The organism is Mesobacillus foraminis (genome assembly GCF_004340465.1).
Lineage (GTDB): Bacteria > Bacillota > Bacilli > Bacillales > Cytobacillaceae > Mesobacillus_B > Mesobacillus_B foraminis.
The window spans coordinates 258,882-283,616 of sequence record NZ_SLVV01000010.1 but is presented as its reverse complement, the minus strand read 5'-3'; the positions used below and the strand labels follow the sequence as shown (position 1 = coordinate 283,616).

The 24,735-nt window shown below is 39.2% G+C and carries 21 protein-coding genes; 8 read left to right on the top strand and 13 right to left on the bottom strand.

Translation table 11 applies throughout. The annotated features are described in order from the left end of the window. Positions 1-233 precede the first annotated feature (233 nt). On the top strand, positions 234-1,247 hold the full coding sequence (locus EV146_RS19430) for a LacI family DNA-binding transcriptional regulator (RefSeq protein WP_132009711.1): 1,014 nt from the start codon (positions 234-236) through the stop codon (positions 1,245-1,247). A gap of 558 nt (positions 1,248-1,805) precedes the next feature. Here the strand turns inward: EV146_RS19430 and EV146_RS19425 are convergent. From EV146_RS19425 to EV146_RS19415, 3 genes are read right to left on the bottom strand one after another with little or no spacing between them, the layout of a single operon-like run. Further along, positions 1,806-3,440, bottom strand: coding sequence for an extracellular solute-binding protein (locus EV146_RS19425; RefSeq protein WP_132009709.1), 1,635 nt, complete (start codon positions 3,438-3,440; stop codon positions 1,806-1,808). A 26-nt stretch (positions 3,441-3,466) separates the two neighbouring features. Further along, positions 3,467-4,351 (bottom strand): carbohydrate ABC transporter permease, encoded by an 885-nt coding sequence (locus tag EV146_RS19420; RefSeq protein WP_121614079.1) that lies wholly within the window; start codon positions 4,349-4,351, stop codon positions 3,467-3,469. Positions 4,352-4,393: 42 nt separating this feature from the next. After that, positions 4,394-5,287, bottom strand: a complete 894-nt coding sequence (locus EV146_RS19415; protein ID WP_121613453.1) for an ABC transporter permease — start codon at positions 5,285-5,287, stop codon at positions 4,394-4,396. Positions 5,288-5,979: 692 nt separating this feature from the next. Between EV146_RS19415 and EV146_RS19410 the strand changes: the two genes are divergently transcribed. The 3 genes from EV146_RS19410 (at position 5,980) to EV146_RS19400 (ending at position 8,922) form a co-directional block, all read left to right on the top strand. Further along, a complete protein-coding gene (locus EV146_RS19410) occupies positions 5,980-6,993 on the top strand; it encodes a zinc-binding alcohol dehydrogenase family protein (RefSeq protein ID WP_132009707.1) in 1,014 nt (337 codons plus the stop codon). Positions 6,994-7,074: 81 nt separating this feature from the next. Next, positions 7,075-7,905: an amidohydrolase family protein gene (locus EV146_RS19405; RefSeq protein WP_181215937.1), complete on the top strand. Its 831-nt coding sequence runs from the start codon at positions 7,075-7,077 to the stop codon at positions 7,903-7,905. 72 nt (positions 7,906-7,977) lie between these two features. Next, a complete protein-coding gene (locus tag EV146_RS19400; protein WP_132009703.1) occupies positions 7,978-8,922 on the top strand; it encodes an aldo/keto reductase in 945 nt (314 codons plus the stop codon). Between the two features lie 371 nt (positions 8,923-9,293). Here the strand turns inward: EV146_RS19400 and EV146_RS19395 are convergent, their stop codons facing one another. Beyond that, complete coding sequence (locus tag EV146_RS19395) at positions 9,294-9,788, bottom strand: DoxX family protein (protein WP_132009701.1); 495 nt, start codon at positions 9,786-9,788, stop codon at positions 9,294-9,296. 453 nt (positions 9,789-10,241) lie between these two features. Between EV146_RS19395 and EV146_RS27165 the strand changes: the two genes are divergently transcribed. Continuing rightward, positions 10,242-10,412, top strand: a complete 171-nt coding sequence (locus EV146_RS27165) for a hypothetical protein (protein WP_158287146.1) — start codon at positions 10,242-10,244, stop codon at positions 10,410-10,412. A 173-nt stretch (positions 10,413-10,585) separates the two neighbouring features. Here the strand turns inward: EV146_RS27165 and EV146_RS19390 are convergent, their stop codons facing one another. The 6 genes from EV146_RS19390 to EV146_RS19365 all read right to left on the bottom strand — a co-directional run bounded on the left by EV146_RS19390 (position 10,586) and on the right by EV146_RS19365 (position 17,276). Continuing rightward, the gene (locus EV146_RS19390) at positions 10,586-11,812 is read right to left on the bottom strand and encodes a Bcr/CflA family multidrug efflux MFS transporter (protein ID WP_132009699.1); all 1,227 of its coding nucleotides are present in this window, start codon (positions 11,810-11,812) and stop codon (positions 10,586-10,588) included. A gap of 824 nt (positions 11,813-12,636) precedes the next feature. After that, the gene (locus EV146_RS19385; RefSeq protein WP_132009697.1) at positions 12,637-13,074 is read right to left on the bottom strand and encodes a hypothetical protein; all 438 of its coding nucleotides are present in this window, start codon (positions 13,072-13,074) and stop codon (positions 12,637-12,639) included. A 261-nt stretch (positions 13,075-13,335) separates the two neighbouring features. Beyond that, the gene (locus EV146_RS19380; RefSeq protein ID WP_132009695.1) at positions 13,336-14,139 is read right to left on the bottom strand and encodes an ABC transporter ATP-binding protein; all 804 of its coding nucleotides are present in this window, start codon (positions 14,137-14,139) and stop codon (positions 13,336-13,338) included. Beyond that, a complete protein-coding gene (locus tag EV146_RS19375; RefSeq protein ID WP_132009693.1) occupies positions 14,139-15,170 on the bottom strand; it encodes a FecCD family ABC transporter permease in 1,032 nt (343 codons plus the stop codon). The genes EV146_RS19380 and EV146_RS19375 overlap by 1 nt, the downstream gene beginning before the upstream one ends. Continuing rightward, positions 15,167-16,207: a FecCD family ABC transporter permease gene (locus EV146_RS19370; protein ID WP_132009691.1), complete on the bottom strand. Its 1,041-nt coding sequence runs from the start codon at positions 16,205-16,207 to the stop codon at positions 15,167-15,169. Before EV146_RS19370 ends, EV146_RS19375 begins: the two co-directional genes overlap by 4 nt. Continuing rightward, a complete protein-coding gene (locus tag EV146_RS19365; RefSeq protein ID WP_132009689.1) occupies positions 16,200-17,276 on the bottom strand; it encodes an iron-siderophore ABC transporter substrate-binding protein in 1,077 nt (358 codons plus the stop codon). The genes EV146_RS19370 and EV146_RS19365 overlap by 8 nt, the downstream gene beginning before the upstream one ends. A gap of 738 nt (positions 17,277-18,014) precedes the next feature. On the opposite strand from EV146_RS19365, the gene EV146_RS19360 reads away from it, so the two are divergent. Together EV146_RS19360 and EV146_RS19355 are read left to right on the top strand one after the other, a co-directional pair. After that, positions 18,015-18,425: an IDEAL domain-containing protein gene (locus EV146_RS19360; RefSeq protein WP_132009687.1), complete on the top strand. Its 411-nt coding sequence runs from the start codon at positions 18,015-18,017 to the stop codon at positions 18,423-18,425. 46 nt (positions 18,426-18,471) lie between these two features. Continuing rightward, positions 18,472-18,633, top strand: coding sequence for a Fur-regulated basic protein FbpA (locus tag EV146_RS19355; protein WP_132009685.1), 162 nt, complete (start codon positions 18,472-18,474; stop codon positions 18,631-18,633). A gap of 122 nt (positions 18,634-18,755) precedes the next feature. Here the strand turns inward: EV146_RS19355 and EV146_RS19350 are convergent, their stop codons facing one another. Further along, complete coding sequence (locus tag EV146_RS19350; RefSeq protein WP_132009684.1) at positions 18,756-21,911, bottom strand: glycosyl hydrolase; 3,156 nt, start codon at positions 21,909-21,911, stop codon at positions 18,756-18,758. Positions 21,912-22,829: 918 nt separating this feature from the next. Between EV146_RS19350 and EV146_RS19345 the strand changes: the two genes are divergently transcribed. Then, positions 22,830-23,279, top strand: coding sequence for an OsmC family protein (locus EV146_RS19345; RefSeq protein WP_132009683.1), 450 nt, complete (start codon positions 22,830-22,832; stop codon positions 23,277-23,279). A 35-nt stretch (positions 23,280-23,314) separates the two neighbouring features. On the opposite strand, the gene EV146_RS19340 is transcribed toward EV146_RS19345, so the two are convergent. Together EV146_RS19340 and EV146_RS19335 are read right to left on the bottom strand one after the other, a co-directional pair. Next, positions 23,315-24,283: an MBL fold metallo-hydrolase gene (locus EV146_RS19340; RefSeq protein WP_132009682.1), complete on the bottom strand. Its 969-nt coding sequence runs from the start codon at positions 24,281-24,283 to the stop codon at positions 23,315-23,317. A 189-nt stretch (positions 24,284-24,472) separates the two neighbouring features. Then, positions 24,473-24,595 carry an FbpB family small basic protein gene (locus EV146_RS19335; protein WP_121613469.1) on the bottom strand — a complete coding sequence of 41 codons (123 nt, stop codon included), beginning with the start codon at positions 24,593-24,595 and terminating at the stop codon, positions 24,473-24,475. Between the last annotated feature and the right edge of the window lie 140 nt (positions 24,596-24,735).

Below are 24,735 nucleotides of genomic sequence, written 5' to 3'. Positions count from 1 at the left end.
GGTATCGATAACAAAAATATAATACAATGACACTCTTATGTCAATTTCTTTTAGAAATAAATATATTAGAGGTTTTAGTTATTCAATAAAGGGAAATCCCCTATCCTTTGACATAACGGGCAGATGGAAACATTCTAGGATTCGTTCTGTTATCGGTAACAATTCCTTCTTGATATATTTATTGGAATCACCTAAAATTTAGTTAGGATCATTTCTCGGGGATAGGAGGAAATATGGTTACCATTTATGATATTGCTAAGAAAGCAAATGTTTCAGCAATGACTGTTTCAAGGGTCATCAATAAATCAGAAAAGATCAGTGAAATAACACGAAAAAAAGTTGAAGCGGTTATTAAAGAATTGAATTATATCCCTAATAATTCTGCCAGGAATCTAATAACCAAAAAAACAAAAATTTTATCGCTTATGATTACCGATATTGGCAACCCCTTTTTTACAAGCGTTGCACGAGGTGCGGAAGATAAAGCCATGCAAATGGGCTATCAGCTTCTTCTATGTAATAGTGATGAGAATTTTGAAAAAGAATCCAAGTACATGGATATGCTTATTTCAACCGGGTCGGATGGTGTATTGATTGCTCCGGCAAATGATAACTCTAAAAAAAATATGAAGAAACTCACCAAACATGGAATACCTTTTGTGTTAATTGACCGCCGCATTCCAGATATAGACTGCGATCAAGTTCTAAGCGACAATGAGGCCACCACCCGCAGATTAATCGAGCATTTAATTAAGCAAGGGCATCGAAAAATTGCGATTATAAATGGTCCTTTAGTTGTGTCGACTGCCCGTGAAAGGCAACAATCCTATATTGATACATTAAAAATTCACGGAATATCAGTTAACAACGATTTAATTAAGGAAAGCCACTTCCGGGACAGCGATGTAACAAATTCAATTCAAGAGCTTCTGAATTTACCAGAGTCAGAACGCCCAACAGCTATTTTTGCAACCAATAACTTTATTGGTATGAATACGATGAAAATTCTTTATAGACACAACATTAAAGTTCCTGAGGAAATTGCTGTGGTGTCCTACGATGTACCAAATTATACGGAAAATGAATCAATATTAACCGTTGCAGAACAACAGGCATACAATTTTGGTTATATTGGCATACAGTTATTAATCGAACGAATTGAAGGAGCAGCACCTGAGAAAGCCAGAAAAATTGTCCTGCCTTCTGAAATACATTTAAGAGCCTCTTCTCTCAATCAACGTGATTAGGTAGAAAACCTAGCTGTTTAACAAAGGTAGTTTATTAATTAAAAAGGAAATGGAAGAGATAGTTTCTTTCATTTCCTTTTTATTGGTTATTTTTCAGAAAAGCTAGAAATTAAACTATTATTCTAGATCAATTGGTATTTTTGAGCCCTCTCTCTTGATAGGTATACACCAACATGTTTTTCCTTTAGGTGAAACGATTATCAGCTGCAGGCCAACCAACAGCATCTTCCATGAATGATCAATTTGGTATAGTGGCATTTACTGTTGCCTGTTCGTCATTATGGACCTTCATATATGGCTGTCCAGTAAACAGTCTCGCTCTTCCAGTTTATTAAAATTAAAAGATTACCTGTTTTCTGATGAAAATCCAGGCAGGCAGCTACAGTTATTTTGCCGTTAATAACCGATATCTATATTCCCATGGAACTCGTTATATTGGGATATAACCCTTGGCAATCTTCTATTTCGCCATATAATTAATTGAATAAAATACCTCAGTCCTGAATTGGACCGAGGTATTTTCCTTTTGTTTCCAAAACATGAACAATACTTCAAGTTCTACTTAGCAGATTTATCATATGCTTGTTGCATTAATGTTAAATATCGTTTAAGGTTTAATTGTTCAAAGCCTTTGATATAGGTTTCCCAGTCTTTCTCCAAGCTCATTTCCCCTGTAGCAAATTTCAAAACGCTTTGATTGACGTAATTTTGAATATTGGTTTCTAGCATGGCAACCTCATCAGCATCAGATGGATCCATCCAAACAGACCATGCCGGGAATACCTCCTCAGGCTGCTTCCCTTCATACAAATGAGTTGCATCTTGAAGTCGGCGTTCAAACCCTTCCGGTGTATATACTTCCGTTGATTGGACTTGTCCGTTTCTAAATGAACTGGAAGATCCGAATTCTGCGATTGGACCCCATCCATTATTGCGGGTTTTTTCACCATCTTTTAGAGGAATCGAAGCGAATAGCGGCTCGGCGCTTTTTTCAATCGCGACATCGCCATCTTTTGGCTTTCTCCAGTCCACATTCTCTTTACCGAATTGTCCCCTTATATTTCCATCCGGTGTAAATAGATAGTCAATGATTTTAATGGCGGCGATTTGATCTTCTTTTGACGCTTTGTTGGTGAGTACAAAGTCCGCTCCTGGAGTAACTGGGTAGTTATAAGTGGCATAAGCTGCATTTGGACCTTGCAGTGGTGGGACTGCTACATAGTTATCTGAATACAAACGTTTCTGATCAGAAACAAATTCACCTGGGTGTGTGGCTGTGGCGGCACCAAGAATTTGTGCTTCGGCATTATCACCAAGATTTTGGTAGGCATCATTATTCTGGGTGAACGCTCCCGGGTCCAGTAAGCCTTCCTTGTATAAAGAATGGATGTATTCTAATCCCTGCTTCCATTCTGGCTTGTCAGCCGCGAATTCAACCTTTCCATTATTTAATAGTAATCTTTTTTTGCCATCATCATAAATAAAGCCGTTCATTAGGAATGGGATAACATTAGTATCTGGGATACTTATCGCCCCACTTAGAGGGACTTCATCTTTTTTACCGTTACCGTTCGGATCCTGGTTTTTAAAAGCAGCAAGTACATTTTTAAAATCTTCTGTCGTTTTTGGCATTGGCAAATTTAACTTTTTAAGCCAGTCATTATTGATCCACATTTTAAATGGCCAGGTACAATGGTAACACTCATTCAAGTGAGAGATCCCATAGATATTTCCATCAGGGGAAACCGTCATTGTCTTAAATTGTTCATTGGTATCAAGCACTTTCTGAATGTTTGGCGCATGTTCCTTTATCAAGTCATTTAATGGGATCAGAACACCCTGTTTTCCGTATTTTATCAAATCATTTGTGGAGAAATGATCCACCCAGGGAACCAGCATATAAGCATCGGGATAATCACCGCTTGCTAATGAGATTTGGCGCTTTTGACTCGCTGATGTAGCATCATAGGTTGTTGTCTGCCATTTAATATTAACATTGAATTTTTTTTCTACTTCCTTTGTGAAAAAGTTTGTGCTCAAATTCGTGTTACCTACCCCTTGAGGCGCAAAAATCGATAATTCCGTCACTCCATCTTTTGTTGATGATGATTTTTCAGTTTTGCCAGAACATCCTGATAAAAATGCTGCAAGTACTAGTAATAGAAGCAATGCCGAAATACTTGCTTTTTTCATAGCTATCTCTCCCCTATGTTTAAAATTTAGCCCTTTACTGAGCCAATTAAGACACCCTTCATAAAGTGACGCTGCACAAATGGATAAATAATAAGAACTGGAAGACTGGCTACCACAATTAACGAATATTTCATTAAATCAGCGACCTGGTTCATCTCCATCAATTTTTGCGCATCCATTGTTGCAGATGAAGTTGTATTTAAAATCAGGATATTCCGCAAGACTACTTGAAGTGGGTATAATGCTTCCGATTTCAAATAAATCATGGCATCAAAATAAGAGTTCCATTGAAAAATCGCATACATTAAAACTAAAACAGCAATTATTGGTTTTGATAATGGCAGGACAACAGACCATAAAAATCTTAGATCGCTGCAACCATCCATTTCGCTTGCTTCCACAATTTCATCAGGGATACTTGTCCTAAAAAACGTTACAGCAATAATGACTTGCCAAACCGCTATCGCCTTAGGAATGATTAAAGCCCACCGAGTATCCAGCATATGCAGGTGTTTAACCACAAGATATTCCGGTATCAATCCTCCTGAAAACAACATGGTGAACAAGATAAAAATCATCAAAAAATTACGTCCATAGAAAGATTTACGAGATAGCGGATAGGCAAACATCACTGTCAAAGTGACACTAATGATCGTGCCAAAAAAAGTATAGAATAATGAGTTAGCATAGCCTACTAAAACCTCTGAATTGTTAAAGATCGCTTTATACCCTGCTAATGAAAAATCAACCGGCCATAGCCAAACTTTACCAGACGAAACAGCCAGCGGACTGCTTAGTGACGAACTAACAATATAGATCAATGGATACAGAACAACTATTACCACAGAGATTAAAAAAGTATAAACCATGGCAAGGAACACTTTGTCGCCGAAAGACTCTTTTATTGACATTGGTTTTGCCAAAAAACTCACCCTCCTATTCTTGTAAAATTATTACCACAAGCTATTTCCTGAAATTCGTTTTGCAAATATATTTGCCATTACGAGAAGTATTAAGTTTACAACAGAGTTAAAAAGTCCAATCGCTCCTGCAAAACTGTAGTTTGCATTAAGAAGACCCATTTTGTAGACATAGGTTGACAGTACCTCCGATGTTTCTAAATTAAGTGGATTTTGCATTAGAAATATTTTTTCAAAACCGACTCCCATAATGTTTCCGACCGTTAAAATTAAAATGATCGTAATAGCCGGCATGATCCCTGGCAAATCGATATGAATAATTTTTTGCAGTCTCGAGGCTCCATCTATTTTTGCTGCTTCGTATAAAGAGGTATCAATACCCGAAAGAGCAGCTAAATAAATAACGGCTGAATACCCAGTAAATTGCCATACATCCGACCAGACATAGATGGAACTGAATAATCCAGGGTCCCCCATGAAATTGATCGAAGGAAGACCGATTGCCTCTAACATGTGATTGAAAATTCCAAGCCGTGGTGATGTCAAAACAATGATCATCGAAACTAGTACAACAGTAGAAATGAAATATGGTGCATAGGTAACAATTTGTACAAATTTTTTGAACCGCCCCTGGCGAATTTCATTAAGGGCTAGCGCCAAAATGATAGGTAACGGAAAGCACGCCACGATACCATAAAAGCTTATAAACAACGTATTCTTGATAAGATCCCATGCTGCCGGGTTATCAAAAAAGAGTTTAAAGTACTTAAGCCCCACCCATGGACTTCCCCAGATTCCTTGAACCACATTGTAATCCTTAAAAGCTATGATGGAACCCAGCATTGGAATATATTTAAAGATAATAAAATAGAGGACGGCAGGAATAATCAGTAAATAAAACTGCCAGTGTTTTCGCAGACTTTTCATAGCCTTGCTAGTACCAGCTTTTCTTTTTGGGGATATCGGTAGTGCTTGTTGTTTTACTGTTATCGTTTTCAGTTTAAATACCTCCTTACTATTTTCTTTTGAATTTAAGATTAATGGATTGTAAAAATAGCGATGAATAAAACGCTTTCAAAAATATCTTACTCTATAAACTCCGAATCACATCCTTATCATTTTGTTTAAGATGAGTTGTTACCGCTAACAATTAAATTTATGATTATAGTATGTTACCGATATCATTTTCAATATTATAATATTCTATATATTTGTAAAATTCAAGATAAAATGAAAAATTATTCTGTTACTTTTGCTACTCTATTAGATTTAATTTACTATCCAGTAGCTATAATAGTGCTAAATCTATGACTGAAAGAATATATAGAGTTGAATGTTTCTTTTATTACTGAATGTTTTTATGCGTTGGCAAATTTGTTAATGCGGATAACCTGGTCTAGACTCCAGTTATCTCCTCCCTTTTCCTTCAAAAAAACCTATATGCTCGAAAGGCCTATTGAATGAAAGCTCCTTATTGACGTTATTAAGATATCTGTTATAAACTTGTGTTACCGATAACTATTATATAACATCGAATATTCCTTCTTTGTTTGCATGGTATTTTAGACTTCAAAAATAGCATTGTGGTTAAAATTTACTAAGAATAGGAGTAATTAAGAATGATATCCATTGTTTGTGAACAACCCCACGTTTTTAAATTTGCTAAGACAGAAGCCCTTATGCCAAAAGAGGGAGAAGCCATCGTTGCGATTAAACGAATTGGCATTTGTGGCACCGATTTACATGCATTTAAAGGAAATCAGCCATTTTTCCAGTACCCAAGGGTGCTAGGTCATGAACTTGCAGGGGTTATAGAATGGATTGGCGACAACTCCTTCGGATTAAAGACAGGTGATCAAGTTTCCATTATTCCATACATGGAATGTGGTCAATGTATTGCTTGCCGCAAAGGAAAAACAAACTGCTGTACACAAATGAACGTTATGGGAGTACATATCGATGGCGGAATGCAGGAAAAAATTTCTGTTCCTTACCATCATTTGATTAAAACGGAAGGGCTGTCACTGGACGAGACAGCAGTAATTGAACCATTGAGTATCGGCGCCCATGCAGTAAGACGAGGAGAAATACAGGCTGGAGAATTTGTACTTGTGATTGGAGCAGGTCCAATCGGATTGGGGGTCATGTCGTTTGCCAAGCAGGCGGAGGCAAGGGTCATTGCTATGGATATTAATAATGACCGATTAGAATTCTGCCGTCGATGGGCAGATGTAGACTACACAATTAATGCATTGGAATCTCCTATGGAAGCTATACAGAAAATTACCGGTGGAGATATGCCTGAACTTGTGTTTGATGCCACAGGAAATGCCAGATCGATGACAGATTCATTCCGATATCCAGCAAATGGAGGAAAATTGATTTTTGTAGGTTTAGTAAAATCGGAAATAGTCTTTTCAGATCCAGATTTTCATTCAAAGGAACTTACATTAATGGCCAGCCGAAATGCTACTAAGGAAGACTTCGATTTTGTTATTAGATCCATTCGGAGCAGGAAAATCAAAGTTGATGAATATATTACTCATCGTTCGGAGTTTAAGCAAATGATTAATACTTTCGAAGAATGGCTATCACCTGATGCAGGAGTAATTAAAGCAGTGGTGGAACTGTAAACACAAATTAGTCCTTTTTGGTCATATAAAACCTTGAGAATAATTATATAAAAAAAACTGGTATGGAAAGGATGAATTATTATGAGAGTTGATGCACACCATCATTATTGGAAAATAGATCGTAATGATTATGGCTGGATTACGCCTGAGATCCCTAAACTGTATCGTGATTTTCTTGAAAAAGATTTAAAACCTCACTTAAAAAAAAATAAAATTGAAAAAACCATTGTCGTTCAGGCGGCTCCAACCATAGAAGAAACAGAATTTATCCTCTCTCTTAGCAATGAGTCCGAGACCATTGCTGGTGTCGTTGGCTGGATTGATCCTGAAAATCCTTCTTATAAAGAACACCTTCGCAGGTTTAGGGAAAATCCCAAATTGGTCGGTATTCGTGTAATGATTCAAGATATGACTGATGAAAATAAGATTTTGGAGCCTAGTTACTTAAATGCCTTTTCCTATTTTGCAGAATTGGATCTCCCTGTTGATCTTCTGGTCCGATCAAATCAGCTGCCAGCAGTATTGGAATTATTGAAAAAGGTTCCAATCCGTGGAGTGATTGATCATATTGCGAAGCCAGAAATTAAACAGGGAAACCTGGAGCCCTGGAAAACACAAATGGAACAGATTGCACGACACCCCAATATTTATTGTAAATTATCCGGGATGGTTACGGAGGCTGACCATATGATCTGGGAGAAAGAAGATTTTGTGGCTTATGTTCATCATATTGTCCAGGTGTTTGGAAAGAACCGTATCATGTTTGGAAGCGATTGGCCTGTTTGTCTTCTGGCTGCGAGTTATAATGAAGTCTTTGAACTTCTATGGGAAGTCCTTCCTGGAGGAATAACAAAAGAGGAAGAAGCAAAGATTTTTGGTGAAAATGCATTGGAGTTTTACAAGTTGAAATAGTATAATTTGCAGCAAAAATCCCCGAATGATCCGTTATTGTTTCGCAAATACAGCTTAAATGGAGGAATAGCAGTGAAATACAGAAGATTAGGAAATACGGGTTTGGACGTTTCCATTCTTAGTTTTGGAGCTTCTTCTTTAGGCTCCGTATTCAGAGATATTAATGAAACAGAAGGAATTAAAACTGTCCATACAGCGATTGAGCATGGAATTAATTTAATTGACGTATCTCCTTATTATGGATTAACAAAGGCGGAGACTATATTGGGTAAAGCTTTAGCAGAAATCCCAAGAGAAAAGTTTATTTTGTCGACAAAAGCAGGCCGTTACGGAGAACAAGAATTCGATTTCTCGAAGCAGCGTATATTGAAAAGTGTTGATGAGAGTCTTAATAGATTGCAAACCGATTATGTAGATATCCTTTTGCTGCATGATATTGAGTTCGGTTCAATTGATCAAATCATGGAAGAAGGAATACCAGCACTACAGGAACTGAAAAAGGAAGGGAAAATCCGTTTCTTTGGAGTGTCAGGACTTCCATTGCCCATTTTTGAAAGAGTACTGAATCAGACCGAGTTGGATGTGATTTTATCGTATTGCCATTATTCATTAAATGATACGTCCCTTCTATCGATCATACCTTTATTAGAAAAGAAAAAAACAGGATTAATAAATGCCTCTCCTTTGTCGATGGGATTATTGAGTTCAAGACCACTTGTAGCTTGGCATCCTGCTGATCACGAAATCCGGATGATCTGTAAACAGGCCGCCGATTTTTGTTCAAAGAATGGAGCAGATCTATCCAAGTTAGCCATCCAATTCTCAGTCCAAAATGAAAAAATAACTACGACTCTGGTTAGTACAGCCAGTGTGGAAAATATCGGGAAAAATATTACTTGGATGGAAGAACCAATAGATCAGGATTTATTAAAAGAAGTGCTTGATATTTTAAAACCAATTCAAAATAGGACATGGCCAAGTGGAAACTTAGAATATGTCGAAAACGCAATAAAATAAAAAATACAAAAGACACCTTTCCTAAGTACTGAAAAAGAACAGTATTAAACCGAAAAGGTGTTCTTTTAACTATTGCACTTATTTTAGGATGTTAATTAAAGATTCAAAGTAGTTTAAAAGAAGAAGTTTCAGCTCACAAAGCAGTCCTTAACGTGAAACCTAGCGAATGATATCCGAGAGTATATAAATTTGTACCCTACTGTCTTACACGAAGATTTGAGTGAGAAAAACTCCTTTTATAAATTTGGAATGCTACTTCTTAGTTTAACCTCCCACCCTATTAGTAAAAATTTAGAACACCGGTTATTTGTAATTTTCATATTAAGAATTACTCCCACTTCCCCCCTGTAGGAAACAAAAAACAGAGGGTGTTAGGCCTCTGTTTTCTGCTCTTTCCTTGTTACTTTTTTCAGAAGTGGCTGCACATAACGATCCAATCCGAATTGTGCGGCATTGTATCCAGCTACCAGAATGATTCCTGCCATGAGGATGTCGGTTGGGTTATGAGATACTGTTCCTGCAAGCAAGAAGCTGAAGTTCATGAACATGGCGAAGAATGCAGCTGCTGTTGTCAGGCATCCGAGTATCAATCCAAGACCGATCAAGAACTCTCCCCAAGGAACTAATATGTTGAAAATATCCACGTTAGGGATTGCGATGTTTTTTAAGAACTCTACATACCATCCATATACGATTCCGTCTGGACCAGCAACTGGATTGGCCACTGCTCCTTTCAGGAAGCCGGCTGCATCAAATCCTCCTGTTAATTTATGATAGCCTGCTGTAAGCCAGGCATATCCGAAGTATACACGTACGAATGTAAGAATAATGGCTGCTATCTTATTTTCTCTTAAAAATTTGAACATGATCTGTTCTCCCCTTGTTTTGTGTTTTGTTTTATTAATCTTTACACTGTAATTATATGATAATTTTTATAGATAAATAGGTATTTGTGAATATTTTCACATAATAGCAACAAAGTTATGGCGAACTTGTTACGATTGGTAAATAGGAATAACAGGGATTATTTTTTGGCATGCTTCCATTGGAACATCAGAACACTTTCCAATAAATGACCTAAATACACTGCAGGGCATCATGCTTTTACAAATATCAATGTTACTGAATAAAATACCAGCCCCTTGTCCCTGGGTGAACTGTTTTACTTCCTATTTGAAGTAAATTCAATTGCATTTATTTTTAATCCAATAGTTAAAAAAATTGTAACATCTATACCCTTTTATTGTGATTTATGTCACATTTAAGCGATTATCAATCAATTAAAATGACCTTAAGTTCATTCAAAAGGGGGAAATAAGATGTTCGTAGCTTGGTTGATTACTGTAAGTTTATTTTTAATTTGTATTTCTGCAACTTTTATTATAATTAATGGCCTAAAAGAAAAAGATCAATATGATTTAGTTGTCCTGCATTCTCAATATAAAAATATAACCATAAATAATAAAGGAATTAAGAAACTTTCAGCATAAATATGTTATAAAAAACAGCTTCGATACGAAGCTGTTTTTGTCAGTGTTACGTCATGTTAGTACAATCAAAAAAGAATGGCCATCTCCATAGACAGCCATTTCAAATTGGTTAAAATTTTTATAGATTTCAATATTTGTTTTTTAATATTACCTTCTAAAAGAAAAACTCCATCTCAGGCTTTGCGGTTAACCATCTGAAGCGTCTCCTGGGCTTTGGTTTTACTTACCATGATGAAATAACAAAGGAAAGCCAAAATGCTGGCGCCAAAAATGACGGCGGCCATCGGAACTCCTGTGTTGGCTCCGCCAATCCCTACAAGCGGAGCAGATAGAGAGCCCATGACAAAAGGCAATACACCCAATAAGGCAGAAGCGCTGCCCGCCATATGTCCTTGTGACTGAATGGCCAAGGTAAAAGAAGTCGTTCCGATCATACTAATGGATGATAAGAAAAAGAAAACCGGGATAGCGACTCCGATAAGCGGGGCTTTTAGTGAGAGTGCAATCAATAACCATAAACCCGATACATTCGCAATGACCAGGCCTATTTTCAGGAAAGTCCCTTCCGAAATGGTGTCAGTTAAGCGACCCACTAACTGACTCCCAATGATTAAAGCCAATCCATTGACCCCAAACAAAAGACTAAATTCTTGGGGGCTCACTCCGTAAACATTCTGATAGACAAACGGAATACCAGAAACATAGGCAAATATACCGGCAGTGATAAACCCCTGAGTTAATGCATAGCCCATGAACTCTTTATTTTTAAATAATGTACCGAAATTGCTCATTACATAAGGCAAATTACTCGGGACACGCTTTTCAGTTGGCAGCGTCTCTTTTAACTTAAATGATACGGTAAAGAGTAAGATCATTCCAATACATGCCAGTGCAATAAAAACCCAATTCCAATCGTTAAAAGCAAGGATCGCTCCTCCGGCAATCGGGGCAATGATTGGTCCGAGGTTCCCTACTAACACCATTAAAGTAAAAAACTTTGTCAATTCCTTTCCGCTGTAAAGGTCCCTTACGATTGCCCTTGATAGGACAATTCCACCTGACGCGGCGAACCCTTGCACAAACCGGCACGCAATCAGGAAATAGATATTCGGTGAAAATGAGCATGCCAGGGAAGCCAGGATGTACAATCCAAGGAAAAACAACAAAGGTTTTCGGCGTCCCTTCACATCACTTAATGGACCAATGACTAATTGCCCTAGACCAAGACCCAATAAGCAGGATGTCAGACTAATCTGAACGAGTGAAGCGGTCGTATTATAATCTTTTACAATGGTAGGAAAGGACGGCAAATACGTATCGATTGTAAAAGGACCCAAAATTCCAAGTGATCCTAGAAGTACAGCAAGCTGCAGTCGTTTCTTTGCACTAGATTTATCCAAGTTGCTCTCGCCTTTCTTTATTTAATTTTTTACATTCTCTACGAAAGTACAAATGTTTCGATATCCGAAATTCAACATCCTTCATTATACCTGGAAACTTGCCTGTTGGTAAACAATTAAATTACCATTAAGAAAAGGGCCAACGCCTGACCAGCCCTGACATGATTAAGCTGGGCCTTGAAGGAATGGCCTGCTCCTGGGGGTACCTGCTTAGGATTTCAGCCTTGGAAAAAAGGAAAATTATTTCATGATTTTTTTTAACCTCTGCCCTAAAATAGAAATTGCCACATTCATAATGAAAGTGCTCAGTTTGTCGACAACTGGCTTATATATTATTTTTTGTTGATATTAATAAAATATTAAACTTTCCATTAATAGCTAAAATTAATTAATTTTGTGGTGCTTTTACCTTTTATTAATTGTCACTCGCTTAATAAATTTTTTTACTTTAATATTATCTTCGTATTGAAACCATGGCTGGCACTCACGAACAAAGCAATACCGCGAGGCCTTTTGAAAACATATATTAAACTCGAAGTCCCGTACATTTTTTATCGTTACATTAATGATTTAATAAATAAAGTGACTAAAAAACAAAAATTAAGACACTCCCCAAAAGAGTGTCTTATATATTATGAGATTAAATAATTAATTAAATTTGTTTATTTATTGATCGCATTCCGCCTGGATTCCTTCCATTGAGGAAGTAACTCCAAGAAAAATAAAGATATAATCCGTTGCTAGGAAACAGGCTTATCCAAATCCTCTTCAGGCAACAACATAATAAAAACTATGTTCAGTTTTACTATTATACTTATTTCATATTAACCTTTTTTATATGAGGTATTCTCCACTTTTAAATAAATAGCTTCAATATCCTCTTGTGGCAGACCAAATTCCTTACTTGCTTCGTCAAATACAACCTCGATAGGTTGACTATTTTCACGATAATTCTCTTTTACATAGTTATGGATCATTAAATCTTCTCCACGAATAAAGTTCCGATTCTCAGCGATTTCTAGATTTGTTTTGTTCAATTCTGGTGTCACTGTTATAGCTGATTCATTTGTTGAATAAATTGAATCCCCTTTAACTTCCCATTTAAAGATGTTAGGACTTCTTAACCCTGGCACATAAACTAAAAACGTAACGACATTGCCAATTTGTGACCATTCAGTTTTAAAACTAGCATATTCATTTTCTAAATAATTGCCAAGTTTTTCACCGTTTTGAAGTTTGTATTCCTTCACTGTATTAATCAAAGCCTTCACCTCTCACCAAATATTTACAAATGCAATATTCGGCAAAGTTTTTAAATGTCCTGCGAATTAATATCAAAAGGCCCAAACAAAATTATGTGGCTGATTACCTCTAAAACTTATCCATTATACATCCTTTTTTTCTTTTATGAATTAAACAATTCACATTCTTAATGACATCAAAAAAATATATAATTCCTTACTTGTTAGTTAAATCAAAGATAAGGACACTACCAAGTACAAGCCGCCGGAATCCTGCACGGGTTAAGTCTTAATATGATATCGTCCTTTTGGGATGACCAAAGGAGAGCCCGAAATGGGGTCTTTTATCACAGTACAGTCGAGCCCGAAAATGTCTTTAATTAATGTGCTTGTGATAACCTTTGATGGTTCACCCTCAGCCACAAGCTTTCCTTGATGAAGGGAAAAGATATGGTCTGCGTATCGCGCGGACAAGTTGATATCGTGAAGAACCATAACAATTGTCGTTCCGTGTTTTCGATTTAGGTCTGTGAGCAGGTCAAGAATTTCGACTTGATAGGTTATATCTAAAAAGGTTGTTGGTTCATCGAGAAATAAAATGTCGGTTTGCTGCGCAAGAGCCATTGCAATCCAGACACGCTGTCTTTGGCCGCCTGAAAGTTCGTCGATATTATGATTTGCAAGCTCCGTTACATTCATAATTCTCATTGCTTCGGCAACTGCCTCATAGTCCTTTTTTGTCCATCCACCTAGCAATGATTGGTGCGGGAACCTTCCTCTTCCGACTAAATCCGCAACAGAAATTCCTTCTGGAACAATGGGGGATTGCGGCAGCAGTCCTAGTACTCGAGCCAATTGTTTTGGAGGTATTTTTCCAATCGGCTTTCCATCAAGAGTGATCTGGCCGGATGTGGGCTTGATAAGCCTTGCCAGTGTTTTAAGCAGCGTCGACTTTCCGCAAGCGTTCGCCCCAATAATAACGCTTATTTTATTACTGGGGATCACAAGGTCTACTCCTTGGACAACCGTTTTACCATCGTAGCCTGCTACGGTTTCTTCGGCTTGAAAAATATGATTCGGTTTCATTATAACTCTCCCTTTCGATTCATTCGGATGAGCAAGAGGATTAGATACGGAGCTCCCAGTATTCCGGTTATTATGCCTACGGGGTATCTGTAAGCAAAAGCAAATTGTCCGATCAGATCTCCCCCCAAAACCAAATTAACTCCAACAAGACCCGCAGGAATTACATTTGAGAACCCTACTCCAACAAGTCTTTTCGCAATTGGACCCGATAGGAAAGCTACAAAGGCGATTGGACCCGTTGTAGCGGTGGCGACCGCAATCATGATGACGGAACTCACAATAAGCAAAATCCTTGTCTTGTCCGTATCTATGCCGAGAGAAGCGGCTGATTGTTCTCCAAGTTCTAATATACTTAGATGTTTTCCAAGTAAGATCACAATGGGTGCAAAAATAAAAAACGTTGCCACAAGAGGTGGCAGCTCATGCATTTGGGCGCCATTTAGGCTGCCGGTCAGCCATCTGAGCGCTTCTGGAATATCTTGTTGTGCGCCAACCAGAAGAAGATAGGATATCATGGCATCAAGCATCGCCTGTAAGCCGATTCCAATGAGGATTAATCGCCCGACCGAGAATGCCTTTCCCCTGGATAATAAATATATGAATAGTACTGTAGCAAGACCAGCAATCACAGAAGCAATGGAAACAACTCCTCCGCTTGTATGGAGGATGATGATGCAAAAAACAGCGGCTGCGCTTGAACCGGAGGTAATACCGATCACATTCGGATTCGCAAGCGGGTTACGCAGCATCGTCTGGAAGGTGTTGCCGGCAAGACCAAATGCAAAACCGGCAAAAAGACCTGCCAGCATTCTGGGTAAACGTATCGTATTCACGGCAAAAGATACTCCTTGAAGCTGTTCTCCGGTGAGTGCACGGAAGACATCTTTAACTGGATAGATGGTGCTCCCCAGTAACAGCATGGCACCGCAAAGAATAAATGAAAGGACCGCAAGAAAGCCGGTGACCAGGACCCATCGGCGCTGCCTTTGACGTCTTCCTGCCATAATAAATTCAAGAGATTCATTTATCATAATGAACCTACTTTCGATCTCATCGCTAAGATTATGAGGATTGGAGCCCCAATGAACGCGGTCACTACGCCGACTTCAAGCTCTCCTGGGCTTCCGATGAGCCTGCCGCATACATCAGATACAGTTAATATCATGGCTCCTGAAATAGCTGACATCGGAATCACAAAACGCAAGTCGGGACCAAGAATAAGGCGTATTACATGCGTTGCCAAAAGCCCAACAAAACCAATTGGCCCTGCCAAAGCAGTAGTTGCACCACATAAAACCACAGCCCCAAGCGCCGCAAGAAGCCTTAAGATTCCTGTCCGAACGCCCAGTCCGGTCGCAACATCGTCTCCCAATGCCAGTGCATTTAGCGCTGGGGCTGTAATCACCGCGATCAGGATTCCGATGATCAGAAACGGAATGAACGTCGCAATTGCACTCCAGGTTCCCGAACCGACGCTTCCCACCTGCCAAAACCGGAATTGATCCATGACATAAGAGCGGGGAATCATGATGGCAGTCACCAGAGAAGCCAGGGCTGCACTTGTGGCCGCACCCGCTAAAACAAGCTTAATGGGGGTGGCACCACCACGCCCCATTGAGCCGATTCCAAAAACGAACACTGCCGTAACTGCAGCCCCGACTAAAGCTAGCCATATATACTCATTGCCAGTACTTATATTGAAAAACGCAATTCCGCAAACAACAAACAATGAAGCCCCGGTGTTAACGCCCAGGATACTCGGATCGGCAATAGGATTGCGCGTGACCGCTTGCATAAGTGCTCCGGATACTCCGAGTGCCGCTCCGCAAAATAAACTGAAAACGGTGCGTGGAATCCGGTTGCGCACCACATTTACCTCATAGGAGTCTATGTTTCTATGAAATAAACCGTCTATCAATCCATTAAACCCCACCACACGGGAACCCAAGGCCAGAGATGCAATCACACATATGCCGAGAAAGGCAAAACATATGACTAGTATCATCCTGAAATTTTTTGGAATATGCAGGCTCTGCTGACTGTTTTTAGTGACCGATGAACTATTCATTTAACTTGTCAATAGCTCCTCCTATTAATTCTAGGTATTCATCAATGGTATAAGCGATTGAAAGTGGATTTGGATTTCCAGAAGCGGCCAATGGTGTACCGTTACCGATAAACACAACAGACCCTCTCTCGATTGCAGGAATTTTACCAAGCAAAGGATCAGCTTTTACGGCCTGGTACAAGCTGTCATCCCCGTAGCCAATAATGATATCCGCATCATAAAGGCTGTCCGCATTCTCAGCACTTAATTCCATTGAATAGCTATTTGGATCGGTAATCTGATTTTTAATACTGTCTGGATAAATCATTCCCAGCTCGGTCAAAAATTCACCGCGAGGGTCTGCAGGTGTATAAATATTAAATTTAGACATATCTTTAGCTGAAAAGTTGACCCAGGCTACTTTTTTACCTTTTATTTCTGGATATTTACTAGCTTTATCCTGAATTAGTTTTTCCGTGTCCTTAATGAGCTGTTCTCCCTCCGCTTTCATGCCCATACCTGTTGCATTATAAAGGACTTGCTCACGCCATGTGGTTAACCAAGGACTAGTCTGATAGGGCACAACCGGAGCAATTTGACTAAGGACATCGTAATCTTCCTGAGTTATACCGGAGTATGCTGCAAGAATAACATCTGGGTTTGCATCGGAAATGGCCTCAAAATCAAGTCCATCCGTATCCTGGAATACATTCGGTTTATCTGCGCCAAGCTCCTTAAGCTTTTCTGCTGTCCAAGGCAAAAGTCCGCTGTCATCCTGAACGCCGTAATTAGCGGCCGAGAAGCCAACAGGTACAACTCCAAGAGCAAGAGCAACATCGTGATTCGCCCATTGAATGGTGGCCACCCGTTCAGGCTTGCTTTCAATTACCGTTTCGCCAAAAGCGTGATTAATTGTAATTGGAAACTCAGATGCTCCCTCTTTGGAATCACCACTTTCCGTTTTAGAAGGTTCTTTCGAAGTTGAGGCAGTTGTTGAATTTGACTGCTGGCCAGAACAACCAACTAGTGAAATCATAAGCACTGCCAAAATAAAAATTGCTAATAGTGAAAATTTTTGTTTTACAAGCATTTGTATGACCTTCCTTAATATGTATTTACTGATAATGATTATCAATATCATTAATTTACATTCTCATATACCGCGCTGTCAATAAAATAATTAATGTGATGCAGCAAAGGAAGTTGAGAGTGTATATTTAACTGCTCATTTTGAAGTTATAAAAATGGTGCCAGAACCATTGCTAGCTTCGTGGATGCCACCTGTCACCCAATTAAATCTAAACGATGTAATTCAGTAAAAAAACCTTTGCCCCATAAGGTTGGATTCCATTCTCCCAAATTTATCTCCCCTATCGTATGCTCTCACTCTCCCTGCCCTTTGCCATACCTTCTGTGTTCTAGCATTCTTATATATCCTTTCATCTATACAACTTCAATTGATAATCTTTTTCAATTAGACTTGACCGTGATAAACATTTTCAATTACAATCAGATTATTGATAATGATTCTCATTATTAATTGTTGATCGTCAACTGAACTTCATTTACATAAAGAAGACAAAAATATGGAGCGATACTTGAGATGACGATACTCGTGATATGTGACTGGTGTGGGTATATCAACGAAAAAAAGGTAGAGAATGATGATGAAAATTATCATTCCGCCTGCCCTTGCTGTAATTTGGACGTTGTAGAAATACATGAGAATTAGCGTTTGAGAAAAAAGGATAAGACGTTGGGGAGCTAAAAGTAATTAAATACAAACTCAAAAACATTGCATTACTCTTTTTTATGAGGAGGTAAAAGCGTGATTCAGTATTTCATCGCAAAAGAAACTTTTACACATCAAATTGACTGTTTTTGTCCAGGCAATATCCATACAACTGCCTTAACGATTAACAAAATGGATATAATTGAAGTCACTAATGAACAAAGCTTCACTTTTTATAATGGGTGGTATGTTCAAGCTATAATCAATAACCAGGGACATTTCTATATAGCTCTTGAAGATTTGGAACGATATTTTGCCATAGGAAGGCTTGTAACTGGCTTTGACTTAGAATTGAGATTAAACTATTTGCGATTTCAAATCGATCAAGCTCTAGAAATAAATGATGAAGAGTTATTTTTTAATACTACAAGCCAATTAAAAGAATCTAGTGAACTTAAGAAGAAATTAGAGGACTATTTAATGATCGCAGACATAAATCATGTTTAAACCATCCTCAGGTGCCCAACATCACATAATTGTAGGAGAGAAATAAATGAAGAATATTTCAGACAGAGTGACAGGTAACAAAAAACAGCTAATCATTCAGCAGCTACTAAACCTGGAATTTTATAAATCATCTGATGATCGTCAGTTATATGAGTTAACATTTCATGAATTAAGACAAGAATATAATAATTATATAAATAAAAAGTAAAGATGAATGAAGTTTCATTCGCAGGAAGTGTCGGTGTTTTTTTATTTGCATTAAACAAAAACTATATATAACAAAAGGAATCCCAAAAGAAAGTAGATTACGGGATTCCTTTTGTGGGATTATTAGTTATCGGTCAATGTTACCTCATCTACATATACCTCCGCAGTTCCGTTTCCGCTCGTTGGTTCTACTTTTATTCCAACCGAATTTACGGATCCTAAACTCCAGGCAGGATCTAGGGTAATCATGAGTGTTTTGAATTCTGAAGAGTCGACAGCTACCACGCCACTATCATGCCATTCCCAATTCGACCCTGTTTTAATGTAAAGGCGCACATTTGCAGTACCTGAAGATAACTTTACCTTTGCACTAATCCTGTCTACTGCTGAAAAATCAGCATCCTGTACTTTTGTGAGTTCGAAGCCGCCAGCCTTTGTTAAATCAAAACTGGATGCAAGCGACTTCGAACCGCTCGTTGCTGCAGAGCTTGTAACAGATGGAATAGCTGCATTTGCCTGATTCTGTTCAACTCCCCATCCTTGAACATCACTTTCGAAATCATATAGAATTCCAGGGTGTTCCGGGGTGCTTCCTGATCCTGTCCCTCCGTTTGGTACGCCTCCTGTCCCATCATTTATGGCTTTAATGTCATCGAGGTAAAGGCTGCTGCTCAATGTTGCTCCGTCCACGGAGTTCACATAAATAGCGAAATCCTGCACGTTTTTCAAAGAAATTTTGTTCAGTGTTTTGCCTATATTCGCAGTATCCCAAGGTGCAACCTTGAATTCGCTGAAATGGATTTCTTCCCAATGAGGTGTTGTTCCCTCCAAAGATGGATACGCTTCATAGGAAATGCCGTCTACACGCAGCTGCACAACCATTTTTTGCTTTTTCCCGTCTGGTACGAGCCAGAACTTCAGCTTGTTCGCTCCAGACCAGTCTACACCGCCAAGTGATTTTGTAATCCCGGCGTATCCTGATCCGCCGAGGGTATAGTCAAACTTCAGTCCATACATGCCGCCGCTCTCATTTGATCCGTTCAATGAAACAGCGGTTGCATCGCCGCCCGCATGTACCCATTTCGTGCCCAATGCTGCATTGTCGCCTTGATAAGCTTCAAAATCATCGACCAGTGAAGGATCCTGGGACGCTTCAGCATAAGTACTAAGGAATTCAATATTGTCTACATAAACTGCCCCATCAAAACCTAAACCATTTCCAACTAACGAAAGGGCAAAACTGGTTGCTGACGATGATTTAGCCGGGTCATTCAAATCAATTGTTACAGGGTATTTTACAAATTCAGCCCCTTCTAAAGTAACACTTTCAAGATCAGATAATTTTTCTTCAGTAGCTGCCAAACCATACTTTGTATCCCAGTCTGGAGGAAGCATCACAAGCCCGCGAATGGAGGCGTCAGTATTTTGACCGGCAGCTGACGCTGGCAGAAGGATATCAAATTTTACTCGTTTTACATCTGAAAGATTAACCGCTTCGGAAATCGCCGGCAACTCCAATTTTAATTCTTGCCAAGTATCTTCGTGGTTTAATCCCTGTACATTAATCTTAAGTTTTCCATCTTCTCCTAATACTGTGTGGCTAAGAGTTGATGTTATGGATTCCGGATACGTTCCATTATTTTTTGCGCCTTCCATATCACGGTCAAAGGTCAGTTTTTTAATAGATATTTCCGGAACCTTAACAAAGATTTTTACTGACTGCTCTTGTACAGCTCCATCAGCACTGTATGATTTTACCGTTATATCTGCTGATTTCCCGTTGAACTCAGCTGCCGGAAACCATTGAGCAGAGTAATAACCATCCGAATCCAGGGACATTGGTACTTCTTTTTGAGAAACAGGGTCAATATATACTACCTTGTCAGTCTTCTGGTTCAGCACCCTTGCCCTGATGGTTGTTTCAGCAGCCGTCACAGTTGAGCTTGCTGTTGGAGAAACCACATGCATGAAAGGAGATTCTTTATCTGCTTTAACCTTATAGTTGTATACTCCTTCTACTTCATTTAAGAAAGACGTATACGGATCATTGTAAAAATCTGCGAAATCCGGCAATAGTTCATGGTCACCTAATCCATTTGGCGCATCATTATAAGGAACAAATAGGTTTCCGTTTAATGCAAAGTTAGCCCAAGTCTGCATATAAGAAATTCGCTTGGCGTCTGGGTCTGCTTTGATTGCATCTATTAATCTTGTAAACCATTTAAGATCTCCGTTGCCCGTTGTCTTCATCCCCTGCGGACTATAGCCAAACTCAGAAAAAGTGGCGATCTTCCCTTTGCTGTCTGCCAGACGTGAAATCATGCCTAAATCATTAACTAAGTTTTTCAGGAATGATTCTGTGCCTGGATTGGCTTGGTTATCATATTGGTCCATTCCGAGAATATCCACATAATCATCGCCAGGGTAAGTAGTTAGATAGCTATCTTCATTTCCTCCAAAGGTTCCATTTGGTGAATACACATACAGGAAGTTATGGACATTCTTTTTGTCTCTTAAATACTCTACAGTGTAGCGGTAAAGTTCAACATACTGGCTCGTAGTGGTTGTTTTGGCGCCCCACCAGAACCAGCCTCCATTTTGTTCATGGAATGGCCTAAAAAGAACCGGGATCAACTCTCCATCATCGTCTTTTAAACCGTTCGCAAAGTTAGCGATATGATCGAGGAACGCATTGAACTCAGCATGTTTAGACCCGCCTGGCAGGATATTCTCAACAACAGATCCACCAGTATCATTAAAGCTGCCGCCTGTTACGAAGTTTGGAAAATGAGTGCTGAGGGCTATTATACCGCCATGTTCATGTGCCTCTTTCATCGACTTTGCGAGATTGGCACTGCTTTGAACCGGGTCATTGGCAACGCCAGGCTTTTCCTTCCCTTCCAGGCTTAAGGTATCCCAGCCAAACACAGCTGGATAGTCCCCAACGGAGTTTTTCACTTCTGACTCAAATGCTCCGGAACCGGTAAGCGTCAGCCCTTCATCCGTCGCGTGCTGATGGCCAAACAAAACATGTTTTCCGCGAATGTCCTGGAGATACGCAAATAGTGATTTTGTGTTTTTAGTCGCCTTAGCATCAACAAAGTTTTCCAGACGTTTTTTAGCTTGTCCTTTAGCAACTGGCTTAGTTTTATTAACATGACTAGAGCCATTAGACTTTGCATTTTCCGAAGGTGCCGCCTGTGCAGGTATCACAGGGAGTAAAGGCAAGACTAGAGTTGAAGCCATAATAGAATGTAATAGAATACGATTTTTCTTCATAGGTTCCTCCTCATGAAATGATCAAAATATATACTTAATCGTTAAATAAAAATAATATAACTTTTCATCACCTCATTAATGAATATAAATATTTAAAAACGCTTACATTTTGCTATATTTTTATTATATAGACAATCAACCTGGAAAATATCAGTCTAATTACCCAATTTTAGTTAATAAAATTTATTTTATTAACTAAGATACTAATTTATATTAGGTAAATATTTTATAACCTTAGTTAATAAAAGTTTGCAGGTTAGCATTAGGTTATAATTCCCAAACTCAACCCTCGGCTTAATACTTAAATTTAGCAATGTAATTATTTAATGTCTTAAATAAAAGCTGACAAATATTAAATACTTTAGTAGGGATGCAAGGGAAATAGCAGTTGAAGGTACTAAAAGAGGCGGCTGTCTCTGTCTGATAAAAGTCTTCTCTGTTGGGAACATTTGTTATGACAAAAGCCAACACATTGAAAGACCAGCTTTGCCAGCTGATTTTTATGTGTCCGGCAGTGCTGTCTTACACGCGGAAATCCCTATTATCTTGGGCACTGAGAAGCTTAACTTCCGTATTCGGCATGTAAAAGGGAATGACTTCCCACCATCTCCTCTCCAGACTGTTGTGAGGTTTGTACCCTCAGAACTAAATAATGTATGTAAGAAGTAACGTTTCGAACTTCTGCTTCTACTCCTTTCGAGTGTCTTCAATCTAGGTGCTAAAGTTAAAGTACATATCCCTTGCGTCATAGCTGCCAGGCACGCCTTTGACAAGACAATAGTTCTCTAGCACCACGTCCATCCCGGTCATCTTGTACCAAAGACAGTTTCTGCTATCAACGTTGTAGAAGAGCTGTTCATTTGAACTCTGTCTAAAATCCATTAAACTGGAGTGGACAATAAAAAAGGAGGAGCTAATTTGGCAGAACATCATTTTCACCTTAAAGCAAACTGGCCCGGTCTTCGAAATGACGTGGGCGAGATTTCAGCCGGCAATTTAAAAACGAAAATCTCGATACCGCCGGAAATGGATGGGCCAGGGATTGGAACCAATCCTGACGAGATGCTCCTTGGAGCGGCCGCAACCTGCTATATTATTACATTGGCGGCCATGATGGAACGAAGCGGTTTGGAGAAGGACGCTCTGACCATGGAATCTGTTGGCATTGTCGATGTAACAAATGGCGTGATTACCTATAAAAGGATTATCCATAGCCCCCACATCCTTCTTAAATCAAACGCAACAGAACGCGACAAGAACCTTGCAAAAAGACTGGCGGAAAAAGCTGAAGCATCCTGCATGATCAGCCGCGCTGTAAAAGGAAATGTAGACATTGAGCTGCAATGCAGGATTGAAATCAGTTCATAAAAAAATAAATGGGGCGGACCCGCTCCATTTATCGGTTAATTTGCTCGGTAATATAGGATTCCGTCGTGGTTTTCTGCAGTAATTTCATTCCTGTCCAGGAGCAGATCCAGCAGCCCGATGGCATCAGAGATAAACACCCCCATCGCTGTCTCCGCTTTCTTCCCATATAATTCATTTATCAGTTCATACCCGGTTTTTTTATTCCTTTGGAGCTTCCCTTTTACTCTGGCTGCCCGCTTATTTATTTTATTCAATGTCTCGTGAATCTTCAGGGGTAATTGCAGAATTGGCTCACCATGGCCTGAAAGGGTGACATCAACAGGAAGCTTGAGCAGTTTTTTGAGGCTTTCTATATACTGAATCAAGGGTTTTGACCGTTCCTCCCCGGAATGCTGAGGAGCTTCCAGAAAAACTCCTGCCGGTGAATGACCGATCAGATGATCGCCGCAAATCAAAACCCTTTCCTCACTATGATAAAGGGAGATATGGCTTTGTGCATGGCCTTTCGTCTCGACAGCCTGCCACCCTTTTAATCCTTCAACCATATCCCCATCTTTCAATTCTTTTTCGATATTGATTCTTCGCAGGCGCGACTTATCATAGTCTTTCATTGCAGCCAGCCTGCAAGCTTCCTCTTCAGGCAGGCCGAACTCTTTATAAAAATGTTCAAAGAACTTCCTGCTGTTTTTAAAAAATGTTTGATCCTGTGACAAAAATGCCCTGCAATTCCCATGAGCGTAGACGGGGACAGGATGGTTATCAAGAATATAGTCCAGCAAACCGATATGATCTCCATGGTGATGGGTCAGGATGATTTGTTCGATATCCCGGATGGATAACCCTTCTTTTCTTAAAGTCTCCCTAAACTCAGTCCAGGATTTTTCTAATTTCCTGCCAGCATCAATCAAGGTGAGCTTATCTCCAAAAATGAGATAGACATTTACGGGGCCCACAGGCCAATCGGTGGGCAGTTCAATTCTCTTTATTTTTTTATGAAAGTCCATCTATTTTCCACTCCGTTCCAAATCGACCCTAAAAATTGATGAATGAATACTCATTCAAATCCATGCACATCACTTGCCTAGTTATTATTGAATTCGATGAGCGTTTGATAAAACCCTTCTGTCAAGAAGCAGGCTGCAGTTGAAGTCCACAAAAAAAAGAAGCTAATATGATTAGCTCCTTTTACACGTTTATTTCGCCTTTTCGTATTTTGCTTCCAGACGCCTTTCAATTTTATCCAGCTGATCTTTGTCTCTAAGAAGCTCTTCTTTATTCTTTCTAATTAAGTCTGCAAATGATACTTTCTTCTTCATGGCTATTTCATCCTTCTCCCAGTTGTATTTTTACAAGTCTGCGATTGCTGGACTGCACCTGAGTTATCAATAAAAAGGACAGGCAACGGCAGCTTGCATGGCTACCCGTCCCTGTCCTTTACCTGTGAGTTTTTACTCTA

Bases quoted from the DNA above. Each gene is read 5' to 3' on its own strand.
- EV146_RS19430 (WP_132009711.1), top strand. From the start codon at position 234: ATGGTTACCATTTATGATATTGCTAAGAAAGCAAATGTTTCAGCAATG.
- EV146_RS19425 (WP_132009709.1), bottom strand. From the start codon at position 3,440: ATGAAAAAAGCAAGTATTTCGGCATTGCTTCTATTACTAGTACTTGCA.
- EV146_RS19420 (WP_121614079.1), bottom strand. From the start codon at position 4,351: ATGTCAATAAAAGAGTCTTTCGGCGACAAAGTGTTCCTTGCCATGGTT.
- EV146_RS19415 (WP_121613453.1), bottom strand. From the start codon at position 5,287: ATGAAAAGTCTGCGAAAACACTGGCAGTTTTATTTACTGATTATTCCT.
- EV146_RS19410 (WP_132009707.1), top strand. From the start codon at position 5,980: ATGATATCCATTGTTTGTGAACAACCCCACGTTTTTAAATTTGCTAAG.
- EV146_RS19405 (WP_181215937.1), top strand. From the start codon at position 7,075: ATGAGAGTTGATGCACACCATCATTATTGGAAAATAGATCGTAATGAT.
- EV146_RS19395 (WP_132009701.1), bottom strand. From the start codon at position 9,788: ATGTTCAAATTTTTAAGAGAAAATAAGATAGCAGCCATTATTCTTACA.
- EV146_RS27165 (WP_158287146.1), top strand. From the start codon at position 10,242: ATGTTCGTAGCTTGGTTGATTACTGTAAGTTTATTTTTAATTTGTATT.
- EV146_RS19380 (WP_132009695.1), bottom strand. From the start codon at position 14,139: ATGAAACCGAATCATATTTTTCAAGCCGAAGAAACCGTAGCAGGCTAC.
- EV146_RS19375 (WP_132009693.1), bottom strand. From the start codon at position 15,170: ATGATAAATGAATCTCTTGAATTTATTATGGCAGGAAGACGTCAAAGG.
- EV146_RS19370 (WP_132009691.1), bottom strand. From the start codon at position 16,207: ATGAATAGTTCATCGGTCACTAAAAACAGTCAGCAGAGCCTGCATATT.
- EV146_RS19365 (WP_132009689.1), bottom strand. From the start codon at position 17,276: ATGCTTGTAAAACAAAAATTTTCACTATTAGCAATTTTTATTTTGGCA.
- EV146_RS19355 (WP_132009685.1), top strand. From the start codon at position 18,472: ATGAAGAATATTTCAGACAGAGTGACAGGTAACAAAAAACAGCTAATC.
- EV146_RS19350 (WP_132009684.1), bottom strand. From the start codon at position 21,911: ATGAAGAAAAATCGTATTCTATTACATTCTATTATGGCTTCAACTCTA.
- EV146_RS19340 (WP_132009682.1), bottom strand. From the start codon at position 24,283: ATGGACTTTCATAAAAAAATAAAGAGAATTGAACTGCCCACCGATTGG.
- EV146_RS19335 (WP_121613469.1), bottom strand. From the start codon at position 24,595: ATGAAGAAGAAAGTATCATTTGCAGACTTAATTAGAAAGAATAAAGAA.